The sequence below is a fragment of the Micromonospora orduensis genome (genome assembly GCF_006228125.1).
Taxonomy (GTDB): domain Bacteria; phylum Actinomycetota; class Actinomycetes; order Mycobacteriales; family Micromonosporaceae; genus Micromonospora; species Micromonospora orduensis.
The window spans coordinates 15960-37670 of the sequence record NZ_VDFY01000095.1 but is presented as its reverse complement, the minus strand read 5'-3'; the positions used below and the strand labels follow the sequence as shown (position 1 = coordinate 37670).

Below are 21711 nucleotides of genomic sequence, written 5' to 3'. Positions count from 1 at the left end.
CCGCCGCGCGGGAGCGCCGCCGTCCCGACCAGCCCGGCGCCGGGCGGCCCGCCACCGGATCAGGGACCGACCGCCCCGAACGGCGTTCCGCCGCTGGGCCCGCCGATCTCCGCGCTGCCCGCGCCGGCCGACGCCGCGCCCGCACCTGAGCCCGCCGCGCCGCGTCGCCGACGTCGGCTGCCGGTGGTGCTGGCTGTCGTGGTGCTTCTGGTGCTCGCTGGCGTCGGGGTGGTCGTGACCAGGCCCGGGCCGGTGGCCGGCTGGCTGGGCGACGACGCCGGGTCCGCGCCGACCGCCGCCGCGACCCCCGAACCGGACCCGTCGGACGTGCTGGCCGACCCGGACCCGAACGCTCCGATGCCCAGCCCCGACGGGGTGCGGGCCGTGCTGGACCCGCTGGTCGGGGCGGCCGCGCTGGGCGACCGGGTGAACGTCTCGGTGGCCGACGTGACCTCCGGCCAGACGCTGTTCGCCAAGGGCGCGGACGACGGCACGGTGCCCGCCTCGGTGACCAAGCTGGCGACCGCGGTGACCGTGCTCGCCGCCAGGGGGCCGGGGTACCGGATCCCCACCCGTGCCGTGGCCGGCGCGAAGCCCGGCGAGGTGGTGATCGTCGGCGGCGGGGACCCGACGCTGGCGGTCGACAAGAAGGGCTTCTACCCGGGCGCCGCGCGCCTGGACGACCTGGCCGCCCAGGTGCGTACGGCGCTCGGCGGCACCGCCCCGACGAGCGTCACCGTCGACGGTTCGGTCTACTCCGGCCCGGTCTACGGGCCGGGCTGGGACGACGACGTTCCGACCGGCGGGTACGGCGGGGCGATGACCGCGCTGATGACCGACGGGGCACGTAAGGACCCGGGTGCCGACAGCGGTGGCGCCGAGCGGGTCGCCGAGCCGGATCTGGCCGCCGGCCGGTCGTTCGCCAAGCTGCTCGGCGTACCGGCCGGCACGGTCAAGCGCGGCACGGCCCCGGCGCCGGCCGCGGCCGGTGGCACCCCGGCGCCCGGCACCGAGCTGGGCGTGGTGCAGTCGCCGCCGATGATCCGGCTGGTCGACATCATGATCAGCCAGAGCGACAACCTGGTGGCCGAGGCGCTCGCCCGGCAGGTGGCGCTGGCCCGCAACCAGCCGGCCTCGTTCGACGGGGCCGCCGCCGCGATGGACGCCGAGGTGGCCGAGCTGGGGCTGCCCGCCGAGGAGATCACGCTCTCCGACGGCAGCGGGCTGTCCCGCAACAACCGGATCAGCCCGTCGCTGCTGACCGACCTCATCCGGCTGGCCGCCAGCCCGGACCACCCGGAACTCGCCGGTGTGTTCGGGGGCCTGCCGGTGGCCGGATGGTCGGGGACGCTTGACGACCGTTACCGCGGTGCGCCCGGCACCGCCGCCGGGGCGGGTGCCGTACGCGCCAAGACCGGCACGTTGACCGGGGTGCACGCCATCGCCGGTCTGGTCACCACGACCGACGGCCGGCTGCTCACGTTCGCGGTGCTCACCGACAGGGTGCCCGGCGGTACGGACACCGCCCAACCGGCCCTGGACCGGATCGCGGCGGCGCTGGCCGCCTGCGGCTGCGGCTGACCCAGGCGTCCGGCCGCCCGGCGGGGCCGCGACCGGCGTCGATCGCCGGCGCGAGCCCGGGCCGGGGTGTCGCGGCGCGGGTACGGTGGGTCCATGGCGCAGTTCGTGGACTGGGATCTAGCCGCCGCCACCGCGGGGGCGTTGAGCAAGTCGGGCCCTCGGGTGTCGTACGCCGAGGCCACCGACGTGGTCGGCGACCTGCGACGGCTGACCGAGGAGGCGGCCGGGCACGTGGCCGACTACACGGGGCTGCGGGCGCAGGTGTCGCATCCGCCGGTCCGGGTGGTCGACCGCCGGGACTGGGCCGCCGCGAACATCGCCGGTCTGCGCGAGGTGATCACCCCGCTGGTCGGCCGGCTCTCCGGCGACAAGCCGCCGGGCGTGCTGACCGAGGCGGTCGGGTCCCGGCTGACCGGGGTGCAGGCCGGCACCGTGCTCGCCTACCTCTCCGGCCGGGTCCTCGGCCAGTACGAGGTCTTCTCCGCCGAGCCCGGCCAGTTGCTGCTTGTCGCACCGAACATCGTCGAGGTGGAGCGCAAGCTCGGCGCCGACCCGCGCGACTTCCGGCTCTGGGTGTGCCTGCACGAGGTGACCCACCGGACCCAGTTCACCGCGGTCCCCTGGATGCGGGCGTACTTCCTCAGCGAGGTGCAGGCTTTCGTGGACGCCTCGTCCAGCGGCGGCGAGCACCTCGTCGAGCGGCTGCGGCGGGGGGTCTCCACCCTGTCCGACGCGGTCCGTGACCCGGAGAGCCGCACGAGCGTGCTGGACATCGTGCAGACCCCCGCGCAGCGGGCCGTCCTGGACCGACTGACCGCGCTGATGACGCTGCTGGAGGGGCACGCCGAGTTCGTGATGGACGGCGTCGGCCCGCAGGTGATCCCCAGCGTGGAGCGGATCCGCGCGTCGTTCAACAGGCGCCGCGAGGCGGGCAATCCGCTGGAGAAGGCGATCCGTCGGCTGCTCGGGGTGGACGTGAAGATGCGCCAGTACGCCGAGGGGCGCAAGTTCGTGCACGGTGTGGTCGAGCGGGTCGGCATGGACGGGTTCAACTCGATCTTCAACTCGCCGCTCACCCTGCCCCGGCTCTCCGAGCTGGGTGACCCGGACGTCTGGGTGGCCCGGGTGCACGGCCCGGCCGGCACCGTTCCGGCCGCGGGCTGATCCGCCCGCCGGTGGCTGCGCTCGCCCCGCCGGTGGCCGCGATCCGGGTGGCGGTCCGCCGCGCGCTGGCCGGGCTGCCGGGCTGCCGGCCGGTGCTGGTGGCCTGCTCCGGTGGCGCCGACTCGCTCGCCCTGGCGGCGGCCACCGTGTTCGTGGCTCCCCGGCTCGGTCTGGTCCCCGGCCTGGTGACCGTCGACCACGGTCTGCAGACCGGTTCCGCCGAGCGGGCCGACGAGGTGGCGACCTGGGCCCGGAGTGTCGGGTTCGCGCTCGTTGAGGCGGTCCGCGTCGAGGTGGCCGGCCGTTCGGGTGGGCCGGAGGCGGCGGCTCGGGAGGCTCGATACGAGGCGTTGACCGAGGTGGCCCGGCGTCACGACGCGGTCGCCGTGCTCACCGGGCACACCCGCGACGACCAGGCGGAGACCGTCCTGCTCGCGCTCGCCCGGGGCGCCGGCCCACGTGGCCTGGCCGGGATGCCCGCTCGACGGGACCTGTCCGGCGTGCCGCTGCTGCGCCCGCTGCTGTCGATCTCCAGGGAGCAGACCCGCGACGCCTGCGCCGTGCTCGGTCTGCGGCCGTGGCAGGACCCGCACAACACCGATCCGTCGTACGCCCGGTCCCGGGTGAGGGCCGACGTGCTGCCGGCGCTGGTGCGGGCCCTCGGGCCCGGCGTGGTGGACAACCTCGCGCGTACGTCCCGGATGGTGGCGGCCGACAACGCCGCCCTCGACGACCTGGCGGAGGCGGCGCTGGCGGCCGGCCGGCATCCCGAGGGTGGGCTCTCGGTGCCCGAGCTGGCCGGCCTGGCCCCCGCCGTACGCGGCCGGGTGCTGCACGCCTGGGCGCGTGAGCTGGGTGCCCCGCCGGGTGCTCTGTCCCATCGGCACATCGCCGCGTTGGACGCCCTGGTCACCGACTGGCGCGGTCAGGGTCCGACGGACCTGCCCGGGGGAGTCCGGGTGCTCCGCCGCGCCGACCGGCTCGCCCCGGTGACCCTGGACTGATCGTCAGGCGCTGTGCGCCCGGTCCCGGAAGGTCGTCCGGTAGCTGTGCGGGGTGGCGCCGACCCGGCGGCTGAAGTGGTGCCGCAGCGCCGCCGCGTCACCGAACCCGGCCTGGTCGGCGACCGCCTCCACGCTCAGCGGCGTCTCCTCCAGCAGCCGTCGGGCGAGCAGCACCCGCTGGTTGGTGAGCCAGTCGTGGGGGGTGGTGCCGGTCTCGGCGCGGAACCGGCGGGCGAACGTCCGCGGGGCCATCCCGGCCCGGGCGGCCAGCTCCTCCACGGTGATCGTCCGGTCCAGGTGGCCCATCAGCCACTCCAGCACCGGTTCCAGGGTCGGGGCCTCGGGCGCCTTCGGGATGGGCGCCTCGACGTACTGGGACTGCCCGCCGTCGCGGTGCGGTGGGACCACCATCCGCCGGGCCAGCCGGGTCGCGGTGGCCGAGCCGTGCTCCTGGCGGATCAGGTGCAGGCAGGCGTCGATGCCGGCAGCCGTGCCGGCGCTGGTGAGCAGCCGCCCGTCGTGGACGTAGAGGGAGTTGCAGCGCACCCGGGCGCGGGGATGCCGCCGTTGCAGCTCGTCCACGTACCGCCAGTGGGTGGTGCACTCCCGGTCGTCGAGCAGTCCGGCCTCGCCGAGCAGGAATGCTCCGGAGCAGACGCTGAACAGGTGCGCGCCCCGCGCGTCGGCGCGGCGCAGCGCGTCGAGCACCGCCCCCGGAACGACGGTGCCCTGACTGTGCGCGGGGACGGCCACCAGGTCGGCCTCCTCCACCGGGCCGAGGTCGGCGTGCGGGGTGAGGTGGAAGCCGGACGAGGTGCGTACGGTCCCGCCGTCCGGGCTGCACAGTTGGAAGCGGTAGCCGGGGAATCCGTCGGCCGTCCGGTCGGTGCCGAACACCTCGGCGAGCACACCGAGCTCGAAGGGGGCGACCTGGTCGAGGACGAGGACGGCGACGTTGCGCAGCATGTGACGAGGGTAACCCGAGAGGTGGCAGTAAATCGATGCCCAGTGGCATCACTGCCACTGTCCGGGCGGCGCGAGTGGCCGCAGACTGGTTTCAGTCCGGTGCGCACCGGCGGCGAAACCGACAGCAACCATGCGAAAGCGAGCGCCGCCATGGAGTTCCTGCTCTTCCTCCTGTTCCTCGTCCTGCTCGTCGCTGCCTCGGCGACCGGCCTCACCGCCGACAGTCACGATTCGGCCGACTGGAAGCCCAGTGACGACGGCCGCCGCTGGCGGTCACGTACCAGCTGATGTGTTTAGCGGTTTATCTGCCGAAAAATCCCGGGCGGGACCGCGCCAAAAGGTGCGGCCCCGCCGACGGAGCCCATCCGACGTACGGCAGGCTAGGAGCATGGCTGACGGCTCCTGGTACGACGCCGACATCGACCACGTGATCATTTCCGAGGCGCAGATCCGCGAGAAGACCGCGGAACTGGCCAAGCAGGTCTCCGCCGACTACGCCCACGTGGGCGACGGACTGCTGCTGGTCTGCGTGCTCAAGGGCGCGGTGATGTTCATGGCGGACTTCGCCCGGGCGTTGGGCCGCAACGGCCCCCCGGCCGAACTCGACTTCATGGCCATCTCCTCCTACGGCCAGGGAACGACCTCCTCCGGGGTGGTCCGCATCCTCAAGGACCTGGACCGGGACATCGCCGGTCGGCACGTCGTGGTCGTGGAGGACATCGTCGACTCCGGGCTGACGCTCTCCTGGCTGCTGCGCTACCTGGAGTCCCGCTCGGCGGCGAGCGTCGAGGTCGTGGCGCTCTTCCGCAAGCCGGACGCGGTCAAGGTGCCGGTCCCGGTGAAGTACGTCGGCTTCGACATCCCCACCGAGTTCGTCGTCGGGTACGGCCTCGACTTCGGTGAGCGGTACCGCGAGCTGCCGTACGTCGGAGTGCTCAAGCCCGAGGTGTACGCCCGCTCCTGACGGCGCGTCGCACCGCCACATGACCGTGTGAGGCCAACTCGCATCGGCATCCGTCAAGCCGACGTTCAGCGCGCTCTCAGCTCTTCCGGTTACCGTGGAGCCCGGTGGCGCGGAGGTTCACTCCGCGCCCGGCCCCCTCGACCGCGTGACCGGGCGTTCGGAGGGTCGGGCCGGACTCCCCGCCACGCCGGTATCCGCCCGGACCCGCCGTACGTCGGTGCGGGGCTGGCGGGCCTGCCCACGGTGTACGCCGTCGATGTCGACAGTGCGCCGAGTGCGGGGCTCGCAAGCTCACTCCTCGCGTACACGGTGTACCGTCGAATGACCGCGGCGCGGCAGTTTCGCGCCTCGGGGTCGAGCCGGCCCGCACGGCGGCTCCGGCTGCCGCACACCGCGGCGACACCATCAGACGGTCAGGACGTCGATCAGGAGGATGCGGGCGCCCCGGCGCTCGACAACAGTATGGAACGTACGCGTTTCTTCCGCCGACCGGTGGTCTGGATCATCCTGGTCATCCTCGGCGCCGTTGTGCTCAGTCAGCTGTTCACCGCTGGTCCCAGCTACCACCGCGTGGACACTTCCGTTGCGCTCGACCAGCTGCACACCGCAAAGATCAATAAGGTCGTCTTCCAGGACAAGGAGCAGACGCTCCAGCTCGACCTGGCCCAGAAGACGAAGTTCGGTGAGACCACCACCAACAAGATCGAGGCCCAGTTCCCGTACCAGGTTGGGGACGAGGTCTGGAACGAGGTGCTGGACGCCAAGGCGGCCAACCGGGTCACCGGCCCGGCCGACGCCAAGGTCTCGTCGGACAGCATCTGGATGAGCCTGCTCATCAACCTGTTGCCGATCGCGTTGCTCGTGCTGCTGCTGCTGTTCTTCATGTCGCAGATGCAGGGCGGCGGCTCCCGGGTGCTCAACTTCGGCAAGTCCAAGGCGAAGATGATCACCAAGGACACGCCGAAGACGACCTTCGCGGACGTGGCGGGTGCCGAGGAGGCCGTCGAGGAACTGCACGAGATCAAGGACTTCCTGCAGAACCCGGCGAAGTACCAGGCCCTCGGTGCCAAGATCCCGAAGGGTGTGCTGCTGTTCGGCCCACCCGGTACCGGTAAGACGCTGCTGGCCCGCGCGGTCGCCGGCGAGGCCGGGGTGCCCTTCTACTCCATCTCCGGCTCGGACTTCGTGGAGATGTTCGTCGGTGTCGGCGCGAGCCGGGTCCGTGACCTCTTCGAGCAGGCCAAGGCGAACGCCCCGGCGATCGTCTTCGTCGACGAGATCGACGCCGTCGGTCGGCACCGTGGCGCCGGCATGGGCGGCGGTCACGACGAGCGTGAGCAGACGCTCAACCAGCTGCTCGTCGAGATGGACGGCTTCGACACCAAGGGCGGCGTCATCCTGATCGCCGCCACCAACCGCCCGGACATCCTCGACCCGGCGCTGCTGCGCCCGGGCCGGTTCGACAGGCAGATCCCGGTGGACGCCCCCGACATGGAGGGCCGCAAGGCCATCCTGCGGGTGCACGCCAAGGGCAAGCCGTTCACGCCCGACGTCGACCTCGACTCGGTGGCCCGACGTACCCCGGGCTTCAGCGGCGCCGACCTGGCCAACGTGATCAACGAGTCGGCCCTGCTCACCGCCCGCAAGGACCAGCGGGCGATCACCAACGACTCGCTCGAAGAGTCGATCGACCGGGTGATCGCCGGTCCGCAGCGACGGACCCGGGTGATGAGCGACCAGGAAAAGAAGATCACCGCGTACCACGAGGGTGGGCACGCGCTGGTCGCCTGGGCGCTGCCGCACGCCGCTCCGGTGCACAAGGTGACGATCCTGTCCCGTGGCCGTTCCCTCGGCCACACCCTGGTGCTCCCGACCGAAGACAAGTACACCCAGACGCGCGCCGAGATGATCGACACCCTGGCGTACGCGCTGGGTGGTCGGGCCGCCGAGGAGCTGGTCTTCCACGAGCCCACCACCGGTGCCGGCAACGACATCGAGAAGGCCACCCAACTGGCCCGCGCGATGATCACGCAGTACGGCATGAGCTCGAAGCTCGGCGCGATCAAGTACGGCACCAGCGGGGACGAGCCGTTCCTCGGCCGCAACATGGGCCACGAGCGGGACTACTCGGACTCGGTGGCCGCCGAGATCGACGGCGAGATGCGGGCACTTGTCGAGCTGGCGCACGACGAGGCCTGGGAGATCCTGGTGGAATACCGGGACGTCCTGGACAACATCGTGCTCGAGCTGATGGAGAAGGAGACCCTCTCCACGGCCGACATGGCCCGGATCTGCTCCCGGGTGGTCAAGCGCCCGCCGCTGGCGCCGTACAACGGCTTCGGCAAGCGGCAGCCGTCCACCGAGCCGCCCGTGCTCACCCCGGCGGAGAAGGACAAGCTCAAGGCGCAGGCCCAGGCCGACGGCGCGCAGGCGTCGGTCGGTGGCGGGGCGCCGTCCAACAACTCGGACGGCACGCACTGAGCAACGACCCGACGGCCAGCTCCCCCTACCGGGAGCTGGCCGTCTCCGCGACCGAGCCCGACGGCGACGACGGGCTGGACTACGTGGCCGCCCGGCTGATCAGTGGCCGGCTGACCGGCCGCCCCGTCGAGGACGCGGTCGACCTGGGCCGCATCGAGAAGGCGGTCCGGGAGATCCTCATCGCCGTCGGCGAGGACCCGGACCGCGACGGGCTCCAGCAGACGCCCGCTCGGGTGGCCCGCGCGTACGCCGAACTCTTCGCCGGTCTGCGGGTCGACCCCGCCCAGGTGCTCAGCACCACCTTCGAGGCCAACCACGAAGAGCTGGTGATCGTCCGGGACATCGACGTGATGAGCCTCTGCGAGCACCACCTGCTGCCGTTCCGCGGCAGCGCGCACATCGGCTACATCCCCGGCCCCGACGGACGGATCACCGGCCTGTCCAAACTGGCCCGGCTGGTCGAGGTCTTCGCCCGCCGACCCCAGGTGCAGGAACGGCTCACCTCGCAGGTCGCCGACCTGCTGATGAGCAAGCTCGCCCCGCGCGGCGTCGTCGTCGTGCTGGAATGCGAGCACATGTGCATGGCGATGCGCGGCATCCAGAAGTCCGGTGCCAAGACCATCACGTCGGCCGTACGCGGAATCCTGCAGACGGACTCCAAGTCACGCGCCGAGGCGATGGCGTTGATCATCCCCCGCTGACAGCCTGACACGACACAGCCGGCCAACCCTCCCGGGTGGCCGGCTGTTCCGTGCGCGCACCCGGCAGGTCAGCCCGCCAGCAGCGCCAGCAACAGGCCCGCCGTGACCAGCACCGCCGGCACCAGGCAGACCAACGCGCCGAAGCGCACCGTACGGTCCAGACGCTCACCCGGGCCGGGCCGGAACACCCGCCCGACAGCCACCCAGGCCACGACGAAGGCGATCGCGGGCATCGGCAGCCCACAGATCAACGCCGCCACGCTCGCCGCGCCCGTCCCGGTCGCCGCGTACACCACGACCTGGATCAGCGGCACCAGCAGCGCCAGCGGCCCGTACACCAGAAGGTTGCGCGCCCTCGCCGGCCACGACCCCGGCCGGAACCGGCGGCGCGCGGCCAGCGCCGCGTCCGCCCCCTCCGCCCAGCCCCGCGCCGTACGCAGCGTCGCCAGCACGGCCGCCGGGCCGCCCGCCATCGATCGGGCCGCCTCGCTCAGCTCCGGCGGCGACGGCACCAGCGAGATCGCCGGTACGCCCAGCTCCCGCAGCCGCTCCTGCTGGCTCGCCAGCCCGGTACGGACCAGCGTCAGCTCCTCCCGGGCCGCCTCCGCCGAGCGTGCCTGCTCACCGGCGGCAGCCGCCGCGCCACGGCGTACCCCATCCAACTGCCGCGCCGCCGCCAGGTACTCCGACCAGGCCGTGGTGGGATCCCCGTCGTTCCCGTTCGACCCGGCGGTACGCTGCCGCCCCGGCCCTGTCACCGTCGCGTTCGGACCCACACCGACACCCTCCGCGCCTGCCACCGGATCACCCGGCCTCGTCGGCGAACGGCACCAGCACCGTGCCCCGCTCGTCCGGGCCGTCCCAGAGCACCGCCCGGTCGGGGCGGCCCCGCCACTCCACCGGCCGGCCGAAGACGGCCGAGAGCTGCGCCGTCGGCACGTCCAGCACCGCCACGGCGGCCAGTTTGTCCACCTCGCCGTCCGGCTCCAACAACGCGGCGAACGGCGGCACCGCGCGCCACCAACCCAACAGGTGCCGACCGGCCGGCGGTCCGTCCCGCAGCAGGGCGCGCAGCCGGTCCACCGGCAACTCCCGCGGCCCCGGCCGGTCCAGCCCGAAGACCACCAGATAGGTCGGCAGATCGGAATCCACGTCCGCGAGCAGCGTCGGCAGGTCCACCATGCTGGCCGGATGCCGGGCCGCCAGCTCGGCGGTCAACGCCTCCGCCAGCGGCCGGGCACCCGGATCCGGTGCCGCCACCAGGAAACGGGCCGTGCCCGGCGGGTGATGGACCGACGTGCTGCGGGCCGCCGTCGCCAGCAACCCGCCCGCCGCCGGACCCGAACCCAGCACCGCGAGGTTGCGCCCCGCCGCCGGACCCAGCGGTACGGTGACCGTCGAGCGCGCCACGTCCACCGCCCGGCCCAGCAGCGCGGCCGGCCCCCGCGCCTGGCCGGCCGACGCCGACCGGTACCGCGGATCGTTGCCCAGCAGCGGCCGCGCATACCCGGCGAAGACCACCGGCGGCGCCCAACCCGCGGGCCGCGCCTCCCACAGCTCGTGACGCAGCTGCTCCACCACCTCCGGGTGGTCCTGCGGATCGGGATGCCGGATCAACCGCTCGTGACCGCGGATCGCACCACGCGGACCACCCAGCCCACCGGCCGTGTTCACCACCGCGCTGCCCACCGGCAGGCCGGCGGCCGAATCATTTGTCGGCTCCAACACCGGGCTGCCACCCGGCAGCGCCACCCGCACCGGAAACTGCCCCAACACCGAATCCCGGTGCCCGGCGTCCGCGCGGGCCGACAACCCCAACTCACCCGCGCCGGCCAGCACCAGATGCACACCCCACGCCCGGCCGGCCCGCGCCAACCCGTCCACCTGGGCGGCCACCTCGGCGGACAACCGGTCCCGTTCGGCGAAGAGCAGCGGCACATTGTCCACCACACAGACGATCCGGGGCAGCTGCCGGTGCTCGCGCAACTCCGCGAAGCGCTGACCACCGGCCCGCCCACCCGCCTCCGCCCGGCGCCGCACCTCAGCCGTCAACTGGTCCAGCAGGTCCCTGACGTACTCCCGGTCGGCGGCCATCGCCGCCGCGCGAACCTGCGGAACCCACGACCGGTCCCGCTCGGTCTGCAGAAACTCCACGAACGACTCACCGTCGCCGAGATCCACCAGGTAGAGCGCCAGGTCGTCCGGGCCGTACCGGGCTGTCAGGCCGAGTAACGCGGTGGTCAGGAAAGCCGCGCGACCCGCACCGGACCGGCCACTGACCAGCCAGTGCGGCGTCAGCTCGGTGAAACCCAACGGCACCGGCCGCCCCCCGGCGTCACCGACCGTCGTCGTCAAACCGTTCGCCGGATCGGGCTCCCAGAGCCGGTCACCGGTCGCCGGCAACAACTCCGCCAACCCCAGCCGGGAACCTGCCTCCACCTGCGCGGCGAGCCGCCGACACACCGCGTCCACCAGGTCGGCGGGCGGATCCGCCTCGACGAAGACCGGCGAGTTCAGACCACCCGGCGGTTCGGCACCCGGACCGGCGAACGACGCCCCCGGCGGGTCACCCAGCAGCGCGTACGCGTTGCGCAGCGCCAACCGTGTCGCGTGCGGCAGCGGCGCCCGAGCCGCGTACGGCCCCGCGGGCGGCCAACCCGCCACCACCAGATGCAGCCCGGCCGACGGCCCCTGCTCGGCCAACGCCTCGATCCGCGCCAGATCGGTGGGCCCGGTCAACTCCGGCAGCGCGGCAACCACCAGCAGCAACGTGCGGTCGTGGCGTCGACGTCCGCTCGCCCCCGGAGTCACCCACTGCTCCGCCTCCGTCAGCACCGCGCGCAGACCCGCCACATCCACCGCCGGCGGCGGCAGCAGGCCGGCGTCGGCGAGCGCCCCGAACGGGGCCAGCACGTCACCCGTGGCGTCCACCGCCCGCACCAGCAGCGCACCAGCCGGGGCCGCGCCCAGCGACCGCAGCAGCACCGCCCGGAGCAGCCCCGCCACCCGAGGCTCCCGCGCGTCGACGTCCACGCTCAGATGACCCGTGCCCACCAGCGGCACCAGCGCCGGGAAGCGGGCATCGTCCAGCGGCGCCGCCGTACCCACCCGGACGAAGAGCGGCGGACCATCACCCGCCGGAGAATCCACGGTGAGCGAATCCAGAGCAGCCCCCGACCAGCCCGGAGCCAACCGCGCCGCGACCGCGCGCAGCCGGTCCGCAGCCTCGTACTGCCGGCGCTGATCGGCAGGGGCCGGGCGGGTCTCGTCCAGGATGCCGGCGGCGGCCGTCGCCACAGCCGCAGCCCGGCGGTGCAGAGCTGCGGCGCGGTTCGTACGAGCCTTCGGACCGGCCACCGCGTCCACCCCCTCTAGCCGAGGTTGGCAACCCCTCCCCGAGCAGAGACGGTATCCCAGCCGAGGCCGCTCCTCCGGGAGGTACCGCGGCGGTGCGCCGGTGTTGTCGTGGATCTCACCGGTGGGGAGGGGTCCGTCACGATCCGCTGGATCTGAGGCATTGGCTCCGGAGCCTCCAGCCGATAACGTCAGGAGGTGGAATCAGTGCAGCCCCCCGCCGGTTCCCAGGTCTCCCGCGTACCGGCCCAGCGGACGCCGTCCGAGCAGCTGCCGCCGGCCCCGGCCGCGCCGGCCCCGCAGACGCCGCGCCGGCGGATGCGGACAGTGCTCGTCGTGGTCGCCGGGGTGCTCGCCCTGCTCAGCCTTGGCGGGGTCGTAACAGCGTATGTGTGGTACAACGAAGCCTCTGCCCCGGACCGGGGCACGCCGGATGTGGCCGTGGTCAACTATCTCCAGGAAGCACTCGTCTCGCGTGATCCCAACAGGGCGAAGTTGTTCACGTGTGAGGGGGCAGTGCCGGCCTTAGATGAGTTCGGCGCTCAGATTGCCCGAAGGGAGCAGGAGTTGAACGTGTCCTTCTCCATCAACATCGAGAACGTCACCGTCTCGAAAACGGGCCCTTCGGACGCCTCCGTTAGCGCAGTCATCCGGCGAAGTGCGTTAATCGACGGGATCCAACAGAGCCTTGCAGACACTTGGCGATTCGACGTCAGGGAGCGCAACGGCTGGCGCGTCTGCGGCGGCATGCGGGTCGGATGACCTCATTCGATCCACAGCAGGTGAACGGGAACCTCCAGGGTGGTGGGTGACTGTCCGCGCCAGGCCCAGCGGTACCACTCCACCTCGGGCGTGATCCGGACGCAGATGTCCCCCTCGGCTCCGGAGTAGGTCTCAGTGACCGCCCGTAGGTCGCGGCGTTCCTGGCCGTCCTCGACGTGCACCACCCGGCGTCCGGTCACCGCGTCCGCTTCGAAGACGGGCGTCGGGGGCGGGTGCGCCGGACCGTCCAGCGACACCAGCCGGATGCCGTGGGCCCGGGCCTTGTCCTGCCCTGGCCGGTCACCGACGGTCTCCACCCAGACCCGCTCCACCGGCACCAGTGGCGCAAACACCTCGACCTGCTCGGCCTCGGCCCGATACCACTCGTGTTCGGGAATCACCGGCACGTAGGTGCGTGCGCCCTGCACCACGCGGTCGTCGGCGCGCAGGTCGCCGCGCCAACCCAGTCCGGGCAACCCCACCAGGACCCGCTGCCCGCGCAACTCCACCCGTTCGGTGGCGGCGACGATGGTGAGCGGACGAGGTGGCTGGGGCGCCCAATCGGGCTGGTCGGCGAACGGGTCCGGCAGCGGTCCGGTCATGCCTGTGGTGACCTCATGCCGGACGGCGCAGCGGGGCGCCCCGGTCGCGCATGAACGGAACCGGGTTCACCGCGCCGGAGGCGCTGCGGTCACTGCGCAGGTGCACCTCGAAGTGCAGGTGCGGGCCCGACGAGTTACCGCTGCTGCCCACCTGGCCGATCACTTCGCCAGCCGTGACCATCTGCCCCTTGTGGACGCGGGGCTGGACCACCATGTGGCAGTACCGCGTGATGTAGCCACCGGCGTGCAGCAGGTCGACGAACCAACCGCAGCCACCCTTGCCAGGAAAACCGTCCACATTGCAGCTCTCCCGGCCACGATTGTCCGGGTCGCATTTGGCCACCAGCACACGACCGGTCGCTGCCGCGCGGATCTCGGTGCCCTTGGCCGCACCGATGTCGACTCCGTCGTGGCCGGGTCGGCTTGTGGTACGGAACCCGGAGCCGACATTTCCGGAGATCGGTGCGGTCCAGCCTGAGGCGGCGATCTGTCCCTGCTCGGCCGCGTCGCACACCGCTTTGCCGTTGATTTCGACGGTACGGGCCGCGCCGCCGGACAACGCGTTCACGATGCGGCTGGCGAGTTCCTCGTGTTTGGCGTAGGCGTCCGGATAGGCGCTGATCTGGACCCGTTGGGCGACTGCGGTCAACGGCCGGCGCTGCCAGCCCTGCACGCCGACGAGTTTTTCGTAGAACTTGCGGGCCGCGTACGCGGGGTTCAGCCGCTCGGCGACCGAGCCCCACCCCGGCCGCTGCTGGAACAGGCCCAGCGAATCGTGGTCGGCGCCGACGCCCTCGTGCGGCAGCGCCAGCGAGGCGGGTACACCGCTGTTCGCCAGGTTGCGCAGGGCCGATTCCTGCATCGCGGTGGCCAGGGCGATCACCCAGCCGCGAGACGGGACCCCCATGTCCTGACCGACCTTGATGATGATCGCGGCATTGCGGATCTGCGCTTCGCCGTACTCGCTGAACCGCGGAAGCTCGCCCGTAACGTTCACCGGACGGACCGGGCCGCATCCCAGGGCCGCCAGGTCGTCCCCGTCCTTTGCCTCATCGCCGCCGAGCCCGGTGAGGAAGAACGCCGCAGTGCCTCCGGTGCAGCACAGCAGGAGCAGCAACCCGGTGAGCGTTGCGGCGATCACGCCGACTCGTAGGGGCGGGCGGCGGGCGGCGGCACCAGCAACGTCGTTCACGGCCTCTCCCAGTCCACCACGTCGACGAGCCATCCCCCATCGGAGGCGACCAGTTCCAGCCGGAGTTGCCCGGCATCGAGGGGAAGCAGCATCTCCACGAACGACTCGGTCCGCTCCCGCATGCTCGGGGGGCCGGCGACCTTCTCGGCTGGCACGGTTGCTGGCTCGGCCCCGTCCAACTTCTCGATCAGCGTCGGGGTGGAGAGCGGTCGCATTCCGGCGTGCCACTCCTCGGCGGTCATCCCAGGGCGGCCGAGCCAGGCGGTCGCGAAGCGCTCGGCGGTCTGCTCGGGCGTGCGGGCACCGGGCCGGGTGACGGGCGACGGTGGCGCCTCGGTGGAGAGCACACCGTCGGCGCCGGCCGTCGGATCCACGGTCGTGATCGGCTGGTTCGGCCGGCTACTCAACCCGCCAAGGGAGTCGGTCGGGCCGGAGACGAGCCGCGCCGCCCCGATCACGCCGAAGACCAGCACCGCGATGACGAGCGCCACCCCCAACCGGGACCGCAGCGCTCGGGTGAAAAGGAACTCCAGTGCCCGTCGCATCGCCGTCACCGTGCCTCTGAGCGCACCCGAGGTCCGGTGCGGTCCGGTGTCCGCTCAGACGAGCCCGGCCGATAGACCACGAACGACGGGTTCTCGGCGGGCACGTCCGGCTCTGTCCAGGTCGCCGGCTGCCGTCGGCGGGGTTGGGGCGGCACCGATCCCCGTCGACCGCCGGACTGCTCCGCTGGCGCATCGTCCACGCGTTCCCGACCGTCCGGCCGCCCGGCATCGGCGCGACCCCCACCGACAGGAGCGTTCGGCGTCGGGGCCGGGTCCTCCCGCCGTGCCTCCGGACGTAGCCGGGTCTGCTCCGCGTTCGGTGACCGGCGACGGCCGCCGACGGGTTCGGCGGTACCGCCTGGTTCCACCACATCGAGGCGCGCGGCGACCCGCATGTCCCGGAAGAACCGGCGGTGCCAGGACCCGGCCGAGCTGACCGCCTCACTGCTGTCCTTGCCGCCCAGCTGGGTGATCCTCCGGTACGGCCGTAGCAGCAGCCAGCCAACCACGCCGCACAGCCAGACCAGCACGACCTGGAGCCAACCCGGCAGTGTGGGAGTACTCATGATCAGGTCGACCGCGAACAGGTAGATGGCGGCGCCGGTGCCGAAGATGGCGATGTTGAAGACTGCGGCCACCACCGCATTGGCCAATCGCCTCAGCCCTGCGCTCGCCGGCCGCAGCAGACCGATGGTGCCGAGGATGGGCGCCGCGATCACCGCCCACCGGAAGATCAGGAAGCCCAGCAGAACCAGCACCGACGCGGTCAGATCGAACATGGCGAAGAGCACCGAGGCGAGTACTGCGATGAACCCAGCGCCAACCCGGTCCATGTCCCGCACACCCTGCAGGTACTCGTACGCCTCGGGGTCTTCAGTCTGAATCTGCTGAGCCACGCGTGCCCACTGCTGTTGCTTTTCCTTGATCACCGTTTGACGTGTGGCCGGGTTCGCTCGCATCGATTGCGCCTCGCCCCAGGTCAACGACCGTGCGTCGTAAAGTGCCGGACCGTACTTGCGGGCAGTCTCGCTGTCGGCCGAACCCAGAATTCCGCGGAGCCAATTTCGGTAGAGCATCGTCTCGGTTGAGGTGTCGCTGGCTCTCACCGCAGGGGTACGCAGGTCTTTGCAGCGGTCGGGATCGATGCACCGCCCGGGATCAGGCTCTTTCGCCTGGGGGCCGACAGCGTCGTGCACCACTCCGAGGCCCGTCACGAGGACACCGTCAGCGATGTTTGCGGACTTCACCGGCCAAGCGGCGAGTGCCGTGACCGCGACCATGACCAGGAGTGCCCAGCCTGCGGTAGTCATCGCATTGCTCATGTCCGACTGGCGGGATCTCCAGAGTAGGTAAAGCCCGACTACGCAGAGCGTGACGATTCCGAAGACGCTGAAGACCTTCTGGTAGACGGCTTTGGTCGCCTTCTCCACGAGAGGGTTCGCCCACCCCCACATCGTGCCTGGGTCCCATGCCCGCTCCCGGAGCGCGTTTGAGGCACCGATGATGGCGGTGGCTGCCATGAATTCGCCATTGGCGATCGTGGTAGTGAACTTGTAGTCCGGATGCAGCACGCTCGACGCGCAGCCACCAATGTCGTAGGTGTTGTAGCTGTAGCCCGCGTATCCGTAGAGGCTGTATCGTCCCGCTATTCCATTGGCTGCCTCTGCTGACGGCGCAGCCGCGAACCAGCCGGCAAGACCGGAGTCCGGTGTGCCCGGGGTCGGGGCGTTGCGGCACTTGACCTCGTCCTCGCTGACCTCTTTGAGTTTGCCCACGCAGGTTCGGAAGTCGGCCTGCCATTCGGCGGTGGTGCAGAGGTCGGCGCGGGCCTGGGCGGCCGGTGGTGCGGCGTAGGCAGCCTCCGCACCGACCAGCGGCCAGGCGACGCTGGCCCCGGCCAGTACGCCGAGGGCGAGCAGGAACGACGCGATCCTTGCCCGGGCCCTCGCCATGTCACGCCTCCAGATCCGGCAGGGGGATGCTCGGCAGCACTCCGGCCGCCGCGGCGATCGCGGCGGGCGTCGTGTCGAGGTGGTCCAGCAGCCCGTCGACGTACGACACGTCGACGCGGACCTTCTGCACCCGGCCGTCGACGTCGCGCATGACGAACTCGCGGAAGCCGAGCCGGTTGGCTGAGCTGGTGTCGGCGGCGGAGAGGGAGGCCAGGGTGGCCTCGTACCCGTCGTTGACCGGTACCCGCAGCAGCCGGAGGGCTTCGGAGGCGATCTCGGCGTCTTCGGCGATGCGACCGACGAAGACGGTGGAGACCAGGTTCTGCACGTCGAGGCCGAGGATGTCGCGGGGGTTCTGCGAGGCGACCAGCGCGGCGAGGTTCCACTTGCGGGAGTCCCGCGCGAGTCGGACGAGGAACGACCGGCCGGAGCGCCAGCCCTCCATGAAGTGCGCCTCGTCGAGGCCGACGAGCTTCCGGGAGGACATCGAGCCGCCGTAGCAGCGGCGGACGGCGAGCCGGTGCGCGGTGTGCAGCATCGGCAGGGCGAGGGCCTCCTCGGCGGACCAGTACTCGCGTTCGATCTTGAGGTCGGGCAGCCGCAGCCCGGCCATGGTGATCACGGTGAGCGCCGCGTCGGCCCCGAGCAGGCCTTCCGGTGGCCGGCCGAAGAAGAGCATGGCCAGCGGCATCTCGGCCGTGTCCAGCAGCAGGTTGGCCAGTTCCTTGCCGGCGTCGTCGTCGAGGCGTCCGAGGCAGCTCACCACGTCGTCGAGGGTGGAGGTCTCCTCGGCGGGCACCTGGCGGACGGCATGCCGGAACAGGGTGGCGGTGGAAGCCTCGCGGGCCACCTGCGGCGGCACCAGCATCATGCAGATGTCCTGGACGAGCATTCGTCGTTCGGCTCGCGCGTTGGAGACCGCGATCTCGAACTCCCGGTCGCCGGCGGCGCCGATGCCGAACTCGCTGCGCAGTGGCGTCGGGATGAGCGAGTAGGGCGCGAGCGTGCCGTGCTCCGAGCCGGTCAGGTTCAACACCCGGGAGTACGGCCGCAACTCGGGCATGGCGCAGAGCCGGGCCAGTGGGCCGGACGGGTCGAGCAGGGTCACCTGGACGCCCCGCCGCGCGGCGAGGTAGCCCAGCGCGCCGAGCAGGGTGGACTTGCCACCGCCCGGCTCGGCGACGAAGACCGCGAGCCCGGAGCGTTCCCGCACCTCCATGGGGAAGTGCAGGTCGAGGAAGACGGGTCGGCGGCAGGTGCCGGCGGTCCGGCCGATCAGGTCGCCCCGCCGGTCGCCCACGTTGGACGCTGCCTGGGGGAGTGCGGCGGCGAGCAGTGGTACCGGCATCCGGCGGACGTAGCCGGTGTTGGCGATCGGTTCGCCGGGGATGAACTCGCGGGCCAGCCAGTCCTGGTTCTTCGGGTGCTGGAGTGAGATGCGCAGCTCGCGGGAGTAGAGCTGGATGAGGCGACGGGCCCGCTCCAGGCACTCCTCCCTGGTCCGGCCGCCGACCGCGATGCGGTGCCAGCCGTGGGCGCGGGCCGAGTCGACGGGCAGCCCGGTGGTCATCTCGTCGCCGATCACCAGTGCCCGCTTGGCCAGGCGTTCCAGCTCGGGCGGTGCGTCGATGCCGTGCTCGGCGTAGTCGAGCTGCTGGGAGCGGATCATCCGCAGTCGGTGTTCGAGATTGCGGAACGAGTCGCCGGAGCCGAGGATGTCGACCCGGGTGGAGATCTCCATGGGCCAGGGGAGCCGCTCGTGGAAGTGGAGCCAGGGCTCGTGTCGTTCCGGGATCTCCAGCGGCTCCATCCGGCCGACGGCGAGTACGGCGACGTGCCGTTCCTCGCCGGTCATCCGGTTGACCAGCTTGACCGTCGAGCCGTACGGGGTGCGGTACCGCTCGACCTGTTCGGTGAGCGCCAGCAGGTCGCCGCGTTCCCACTGCCCGTCGGTCACCGGCGAGAGTGTGCCCGGGGGTGCCATGCACAGCGCCACGGAGCGGTAGAGGAGCCACTCCAACTCCTGCGCGGTGACCCGGCGGCCCCGCATACCGAAGGCGCCGAGCACCTCGTCGAACTGCTCCACGGTGCGGCCCAGCTTGCGGCGTTCGCCGTCGGCGGTGCCCCGGCCGAAGGTGCGCAGGAGCCGTTCGGTGAGCGAGTCACCGAGGGATCGGCGGGCGAACGTGACACCCAGGTAGGTCTGCCCCTCGGCGTGGTTGACGGCCATCAGGTGCCGCTGGGCGGCGACCAGGTGGTCGGCCCATCCGGCGGTGCCGGGCACGTCGGGCAGCGGCGACGCGGTGTGCGCGTCGATGGTGCGCGCCCACTCGTCGGCGGGGAACGGCCGGGTGGTGCGGCGCAGGTGCAGCCGGAAGCCGGCGAGGCCGGCGTACTGCTCGGAGATCGCCGACAGCAGCGCCTCGCGTTCGGCGTCCGGTCGGAACGCCCAGCGCACCTCGGGCAGCCAGTACCAGGCGGTGACGGTGTTCGGGGTGAAGGTGAGGTGGCCGGCGATCTCGGTGATGGCCAGTTCGACCGACGGGTCCCGGTCCCCGAATTTGATCTTCGGGGCGCGTACCCGGGTCGGTCGGACGGGTCGGTCCTGCCGGCTCGCGGCGCGTTGCCGCGGCGCGACGATCTCCTTGCCGGCGCCCTTGGAACGCTGCGGGGCGTCGGCGCGGCGCGGTGCCCGTTCCAGGGCGGGCCGGTCGTCCGGTGCGGCGCCGGCCGGTCGATTCGTCGGGACCGTGGGGGTGGCCGGCCGTTCCACGGCCGCGCCGGGCCGGCTGGTCGGTGTCGCCGTCGGACGGCCGGCGGGTGTCCGGGTCGCCGGGCCGGTGGCCCTGGACGCGGGCGTGCCTCCGGCGGCTGGGTCGAGGTCGCTCGCCGGCTGCGCCATCGGCAGCCGGTCACCCGCCTGGTGCGGCACCCGGGACTCGGTGACCGGGTGGGTGTCCGCGCGTCGCGGCTCGGCGGGCCGCCGGCCGCCGGTGGACCGGTCGTCCGGGGTCCACGGTGGCTCCAGCTCGGGAACCGGGCGGGCCGGCGCGACGGCGGGCGGTTGCTGTGGGATCGCCGGCTGCTCCCGGGTGGCGGGGCCGGCCGGAATGGCTCGTGGGCCGCCCGGTCGGGCGCCACCGAACAGGTCCAGGAAGGGCGAGTCGATGTCGGCGTTCTCGCCGGCCGTCACGGCGGTGGGCTCGGCGGGCGGTGTACGCCGGGACACCGGCCGGGGTGCCTGGAAGACGCCTACCGCACCGTGCCCGGGCGAGGTCACCAGCGCGGGGTCGAGCGCCACCTCGTTCTCGTCCTCGGCGTAGTCGAGCGACTGCGCACGGTGACCTGCCGGTGCGCCCGGGCGGCCGGCCGGGGAACCCGGCGTGGAAGCGCGGCTCATGCGATCGCCCCACCCGTGTCGTACGACGGACCGCTCGGTGTACGCCCGGTCATGCCAGCTCCTCCCGGATCCTGATCCGGCTGCCGACCAGGCGCGGGTCGCGCTGCTCGACGGCCGGCTCCCGGGTGCGTCGCCAGTCGGTCAGCGCGGTGCGGATGACCACCCGCGCCGGCCGGTCCGGGTCGACGTGCCGGAAGATGAACGACGTGGTCACGATGGCCAGTGCGATCTCCCAGGCTGGGAAGAGCTCGACCGTGAACGTGAACAGCCAGTGGATGAACATGTAGAGGGGGACGAGCAGCATGAAGAGCCCGTACTGGGCGTACGGCAGGTGGACCGGAAGGGTGTAGCCGGGCGGCCCGAGGTAGACCAGGCGGGCCCGGTAGATGTCGTCGTCGGTGCGCAGCCGCATCTGGTGACCGCGCCTATTCGAAGATCAGGTCGATCAGGTAATCGCCGACGAAGAAGAGTGTTGCCGCGCCGGCGATGAAGGCCAGCCCGACGATGGCGATCGCGGAGCTGGTGAGCACCTTGGAGATCTCGCCCCGGCTGGCGCGGCCGATGAAGATGACGCCCAGGACGGCGAGCAGGATCGGTGCGATCTTGCTGGCGAAGAAGGTGACCACACTGTTGGTGTCGATCCCCTTCGGGGCCGGCTCGGCGAGCGGAGCCGACGCCAGGGTGGAGAGCGCGTGGGCGACGCCGGACGACGCCGTCTCCATGAGCTCGAAGGCGATCACTGGAACCTCCCCATAGCGCGGCCGGCGGTGCCGCGGCGGTGCAATAGGCAGACCTGGCGGGAAAATGTGCTCACAGGGCGCAGCGTTCACGACCCTGTGTTCGTTACTCACCACGGAGAGTGGTGAGCTTTGGGCGGTTTTCCCCCGCTTCGGCCCTCCCTCCACGCTTCGCCATCTCGATGCTGGCCAATTCCAAAGCGTACGGGCCGCCCCGGATTGCGACAAGCCGCGAACGGGATGCCTGATGCTGCCCGGATGACCGATCGTACACCTGTTCTAACCAGCACGTCAGGGAGGGTTGCC

General features: G+C 72.0%; 18 protein-coding genes. 8 read left to right on the top strand and 10 right to left on the bottom strand.

Going from position 1 to position 21711, the window contains the following annotated elements:
- Positions 1 to 114: 114 nt before the first annotated feature.
- From dacB to tilS, 3 genes are all read left to right on the top strand, one after another.
- Positions 115 to 1581 (top strand): D-alanyl-D-alanine carboxypeptidase/D-alanyl-D-alanine endopeptidase, encoded by a 1467-nt coding sequence (gene dacB, locus FHG89_RS05475; RefSeq protein WP_208760867.1) that lies wholly within the window; start codon positions 115 to 117, stop codon positions 1579 to 1581.
- A gap of 93 nt (positions 1582 to 1674) precedes the next feature.
- The gene (locus FHG89_RS05470; RefSeq protein ID WP_139583255.1) at positions 1675 to 2745 is read left to right on the top strand and encodes a zinc-dependent metalloprotease; all 1071 of its coding nucleotides are present in this window, start codon (positions 1675 to 1677) and stop codon (positions 2743 to 2745) included.
- Positions 2746 to 2756: 11 nt separating this feature from the next.
- Positions 2757 to 3749, top strand: a complete 993-nt coding sequence (gene tilS, locus FHG89_RS05465; RefSeq protein WP_139583254.1) for a tRNA lysidine(34) synthetase TilS — start codon at positions 2757 to 2759, stop codon at positions 3747 to 3749.
- Positions 3750 to 3752: 3 nt separating this feature from the next.
- Here tilS and FHG89_RS05460 read toward each other — a convergent pair whose 3' ends face one another.
- A complete protein-coding gene (locus tag FHG89_RS05460) occupies positions 3753 to 4715 on the bottom strand; it encodes a GlxA family transcriptional regulator (protein WP_139583253.1) in 963 nt (320 codons plus the stop codon).
- A gap of 99 nt (positions 4716 to 4814) precedes the next feature.
- Here FHG89_RS05460 and FHG89_RS05455 point away from each other — a divergent pair, with 99 nt between their 5' ends.
- The 4 genes from FHG89_RS05455 to folE all read left to right on the top strand — a co-directional run bounded on the left by FHG89_RS05455 (position 4815) and on the right by folE (position 8861).
- The gene (locus tag FHG89_RS05455; RefSeq protein WP_139583252.1) at positions 4815 to 5003 is read left to right on the top strand and encodes a hypothetical protein; all 189 of its coding nucleotides are present in this window, start codon (positions 4815 to 4817) and stop codon (positions 5001 to 5003) included.
- Between the two features lie 100 nt (positions 5004 to 5103).
- Positions 5104 to 5679 (top strand): hypoxanthine phosphoribosyltransferase, encoded by a 576-nt coding sequence (gene hpt, locus FHG89_RS05450; protein ID WP_030328005.1) that lies wholly within the window; start codon positions 5104 to 5106, stop codon positions 5677 to 5679.
- Positions 5680 to 6141: 462 nt separating this feature from the next.
- Positions 6142 to 8160, top strand: coding sequence for an ATP-dependent zinc metalloprotease FtsH (ftsH, locus tag FHG89_RS05445; protein WP_139583251.1), 2019 nt, complete (start codon positions 6142 to 6144; stop codon positions 8158 to 8160).
- A gap of 35 nt (positions 8161 to 8195) precedes the next feature.
- The gene (gene folE, locus FHG89_RS05440) at positions 8196 to 8861 is read left to right on the top strand and encodes a GTP cyclohydrolase I FolE (protein WP_139583250.1); all 666 of its coding nucleotides are present in this window, start codon (positions 8196 to 8198) and stop codon (positions 8859 to 8861) included.
- 68 nt (positions 8862 to 8929) lie between these two features.
- Here the strand turns inward: folE and FHG89_RS05435 are convergent, their stop codons facing one another.
- Complete coding sequence (locus FHG89_RS05435) at positions 8930 to 9619, bottom strand: hypothetical protein (protein WP_167517345.1); 690 nt, start codon at positions 9617 to 9619, stop codon at positions 8930 to 8932.
- A gap of 46 nt (positions 9620 to 9665) precedes the next feature.
- Positions 9666 to 12227: an FtsK/SpoIIIE domain-containing protein gene (locus FHG89_RS05430; RefSeq protein WP_139583248.1), complete on the bottom strand. Its 2562-nt coding sequence runs from the start codon at positions 12225 to 12227 to the stop codon at positions 9666 to 9668.
- Positions 12228 to 12413: 186 nt separating this feature from the next.
- On the opposite strand from FHG89_RS05430, the gene FHG89_RS05425 reads away from it, so the two are divergent.
- Positions 12414 to 12977: a hypothetical protein gene (locus FHG89_RS05425; RefSeq protein ID WP_244295182.1), complete on the top strand. Its 564-nt coding sequence runs from the start codon at positions 12414 to 12416 to the stop codon at positions 12975 to 12977.
- 2 nt (positions 12978 to 12979) lie between these two features.
- Here the strand turns inward: FHG89_RS05425 and FHG89_RS05420 are convergent, their stop codons facing one another.
- The 7 genes from FHG89_RS05420 to FHG89_RS05390 are packed head-to-tail and all read right to left on the bottom strand — an operon-like array spanning position 12980 to position 21408.
- Positions 12980 to 13579: a hypothetical protein gene (locus FHG89_RS05420; RefSeq protein ID WP_139583247.1), complete on the bottom strand. Its 600-nt coding sequence runs from the start codon at positions 13577 to 13579 to the stop codon at positions 12980 to 12982.
- 13 nt (positions 13580 to 13592) lie between these two features.
- On the bottom strand, positions 13593 to 14804 hold the full coding sequence (locus FHG89_RS05415; RefSeq protein WP_139583246.1) for a M23 family metallopeptidase: 1212 nt from the start codon (positions 14802 to 14804) through the stop codon (positions 13593 to 13595).
- Positions 14768 to 15325 carry a hypothetical protein gene (locus tag FHG89_RS05410; RefSeq protein WP_139583245.1) on the bottom strand — a complete coding sequence of 186 codons (558 nt, stop codon included), beginning with the start codon at positions 15323 to 15325 and terminating at the stop codon, positions 14768 to 14770. Before FHG89_RS05410 ends, FHG89_RS05415 begins: the two co-directional genes overlap by 37 nt.
- Positions 15322 to 17268 (bottom strand): MFS transporter, encoded by a 1947-nt coding sequence (locus FHG89_RS05405; protein ID WP_139583244.1) that lies wholly within the window; start codon positions 17266 to 17268, stop codon positions 15322 to 15324. The genes FHG89_RS05410 and FHG89_RS05405 overlap by 4 nt, the downstream gene beginning before the upstream one ends.
- 1 nt (position 17269) lies before the next feature.
- The gene (locus FHG89_RS05400) at positions 17270 to 20668 is read right to left on the bottom strand and encodes an ATP-binding protein (RefSeq protein ID WP_139583243.1); all 3399 of its coding nucleotides are present in this window, start codon (positions 20666 to 20668) and stop codon (positions 17270 to 17272) included.
- Positions 20669 to 20717: 49 nt separating this feature from the next.
- Positions 20718 to 21080, bottom strand: a complete 363-nt coding sequence (locus FHG89_RS05395; protein ID WP_139583242.1) for a hypothetical protein — start codon at positions 21078 to 21080, stop codon at positions 20718 to 20720.
- 13 nt (positions 21081 to 21093) lie between these two features.
- Positions 21094 to 21408, bottom strand: coding sequence for a hypothetical protein (locus FHG89_RS05390; protein WP_030327982.1), 315 nt, complete (start codon positions 21406 to 21408; stop codon positions 21094 to 21096).
- Positions 21409 to 21711 lie beyond the last annotated feature (303 nt).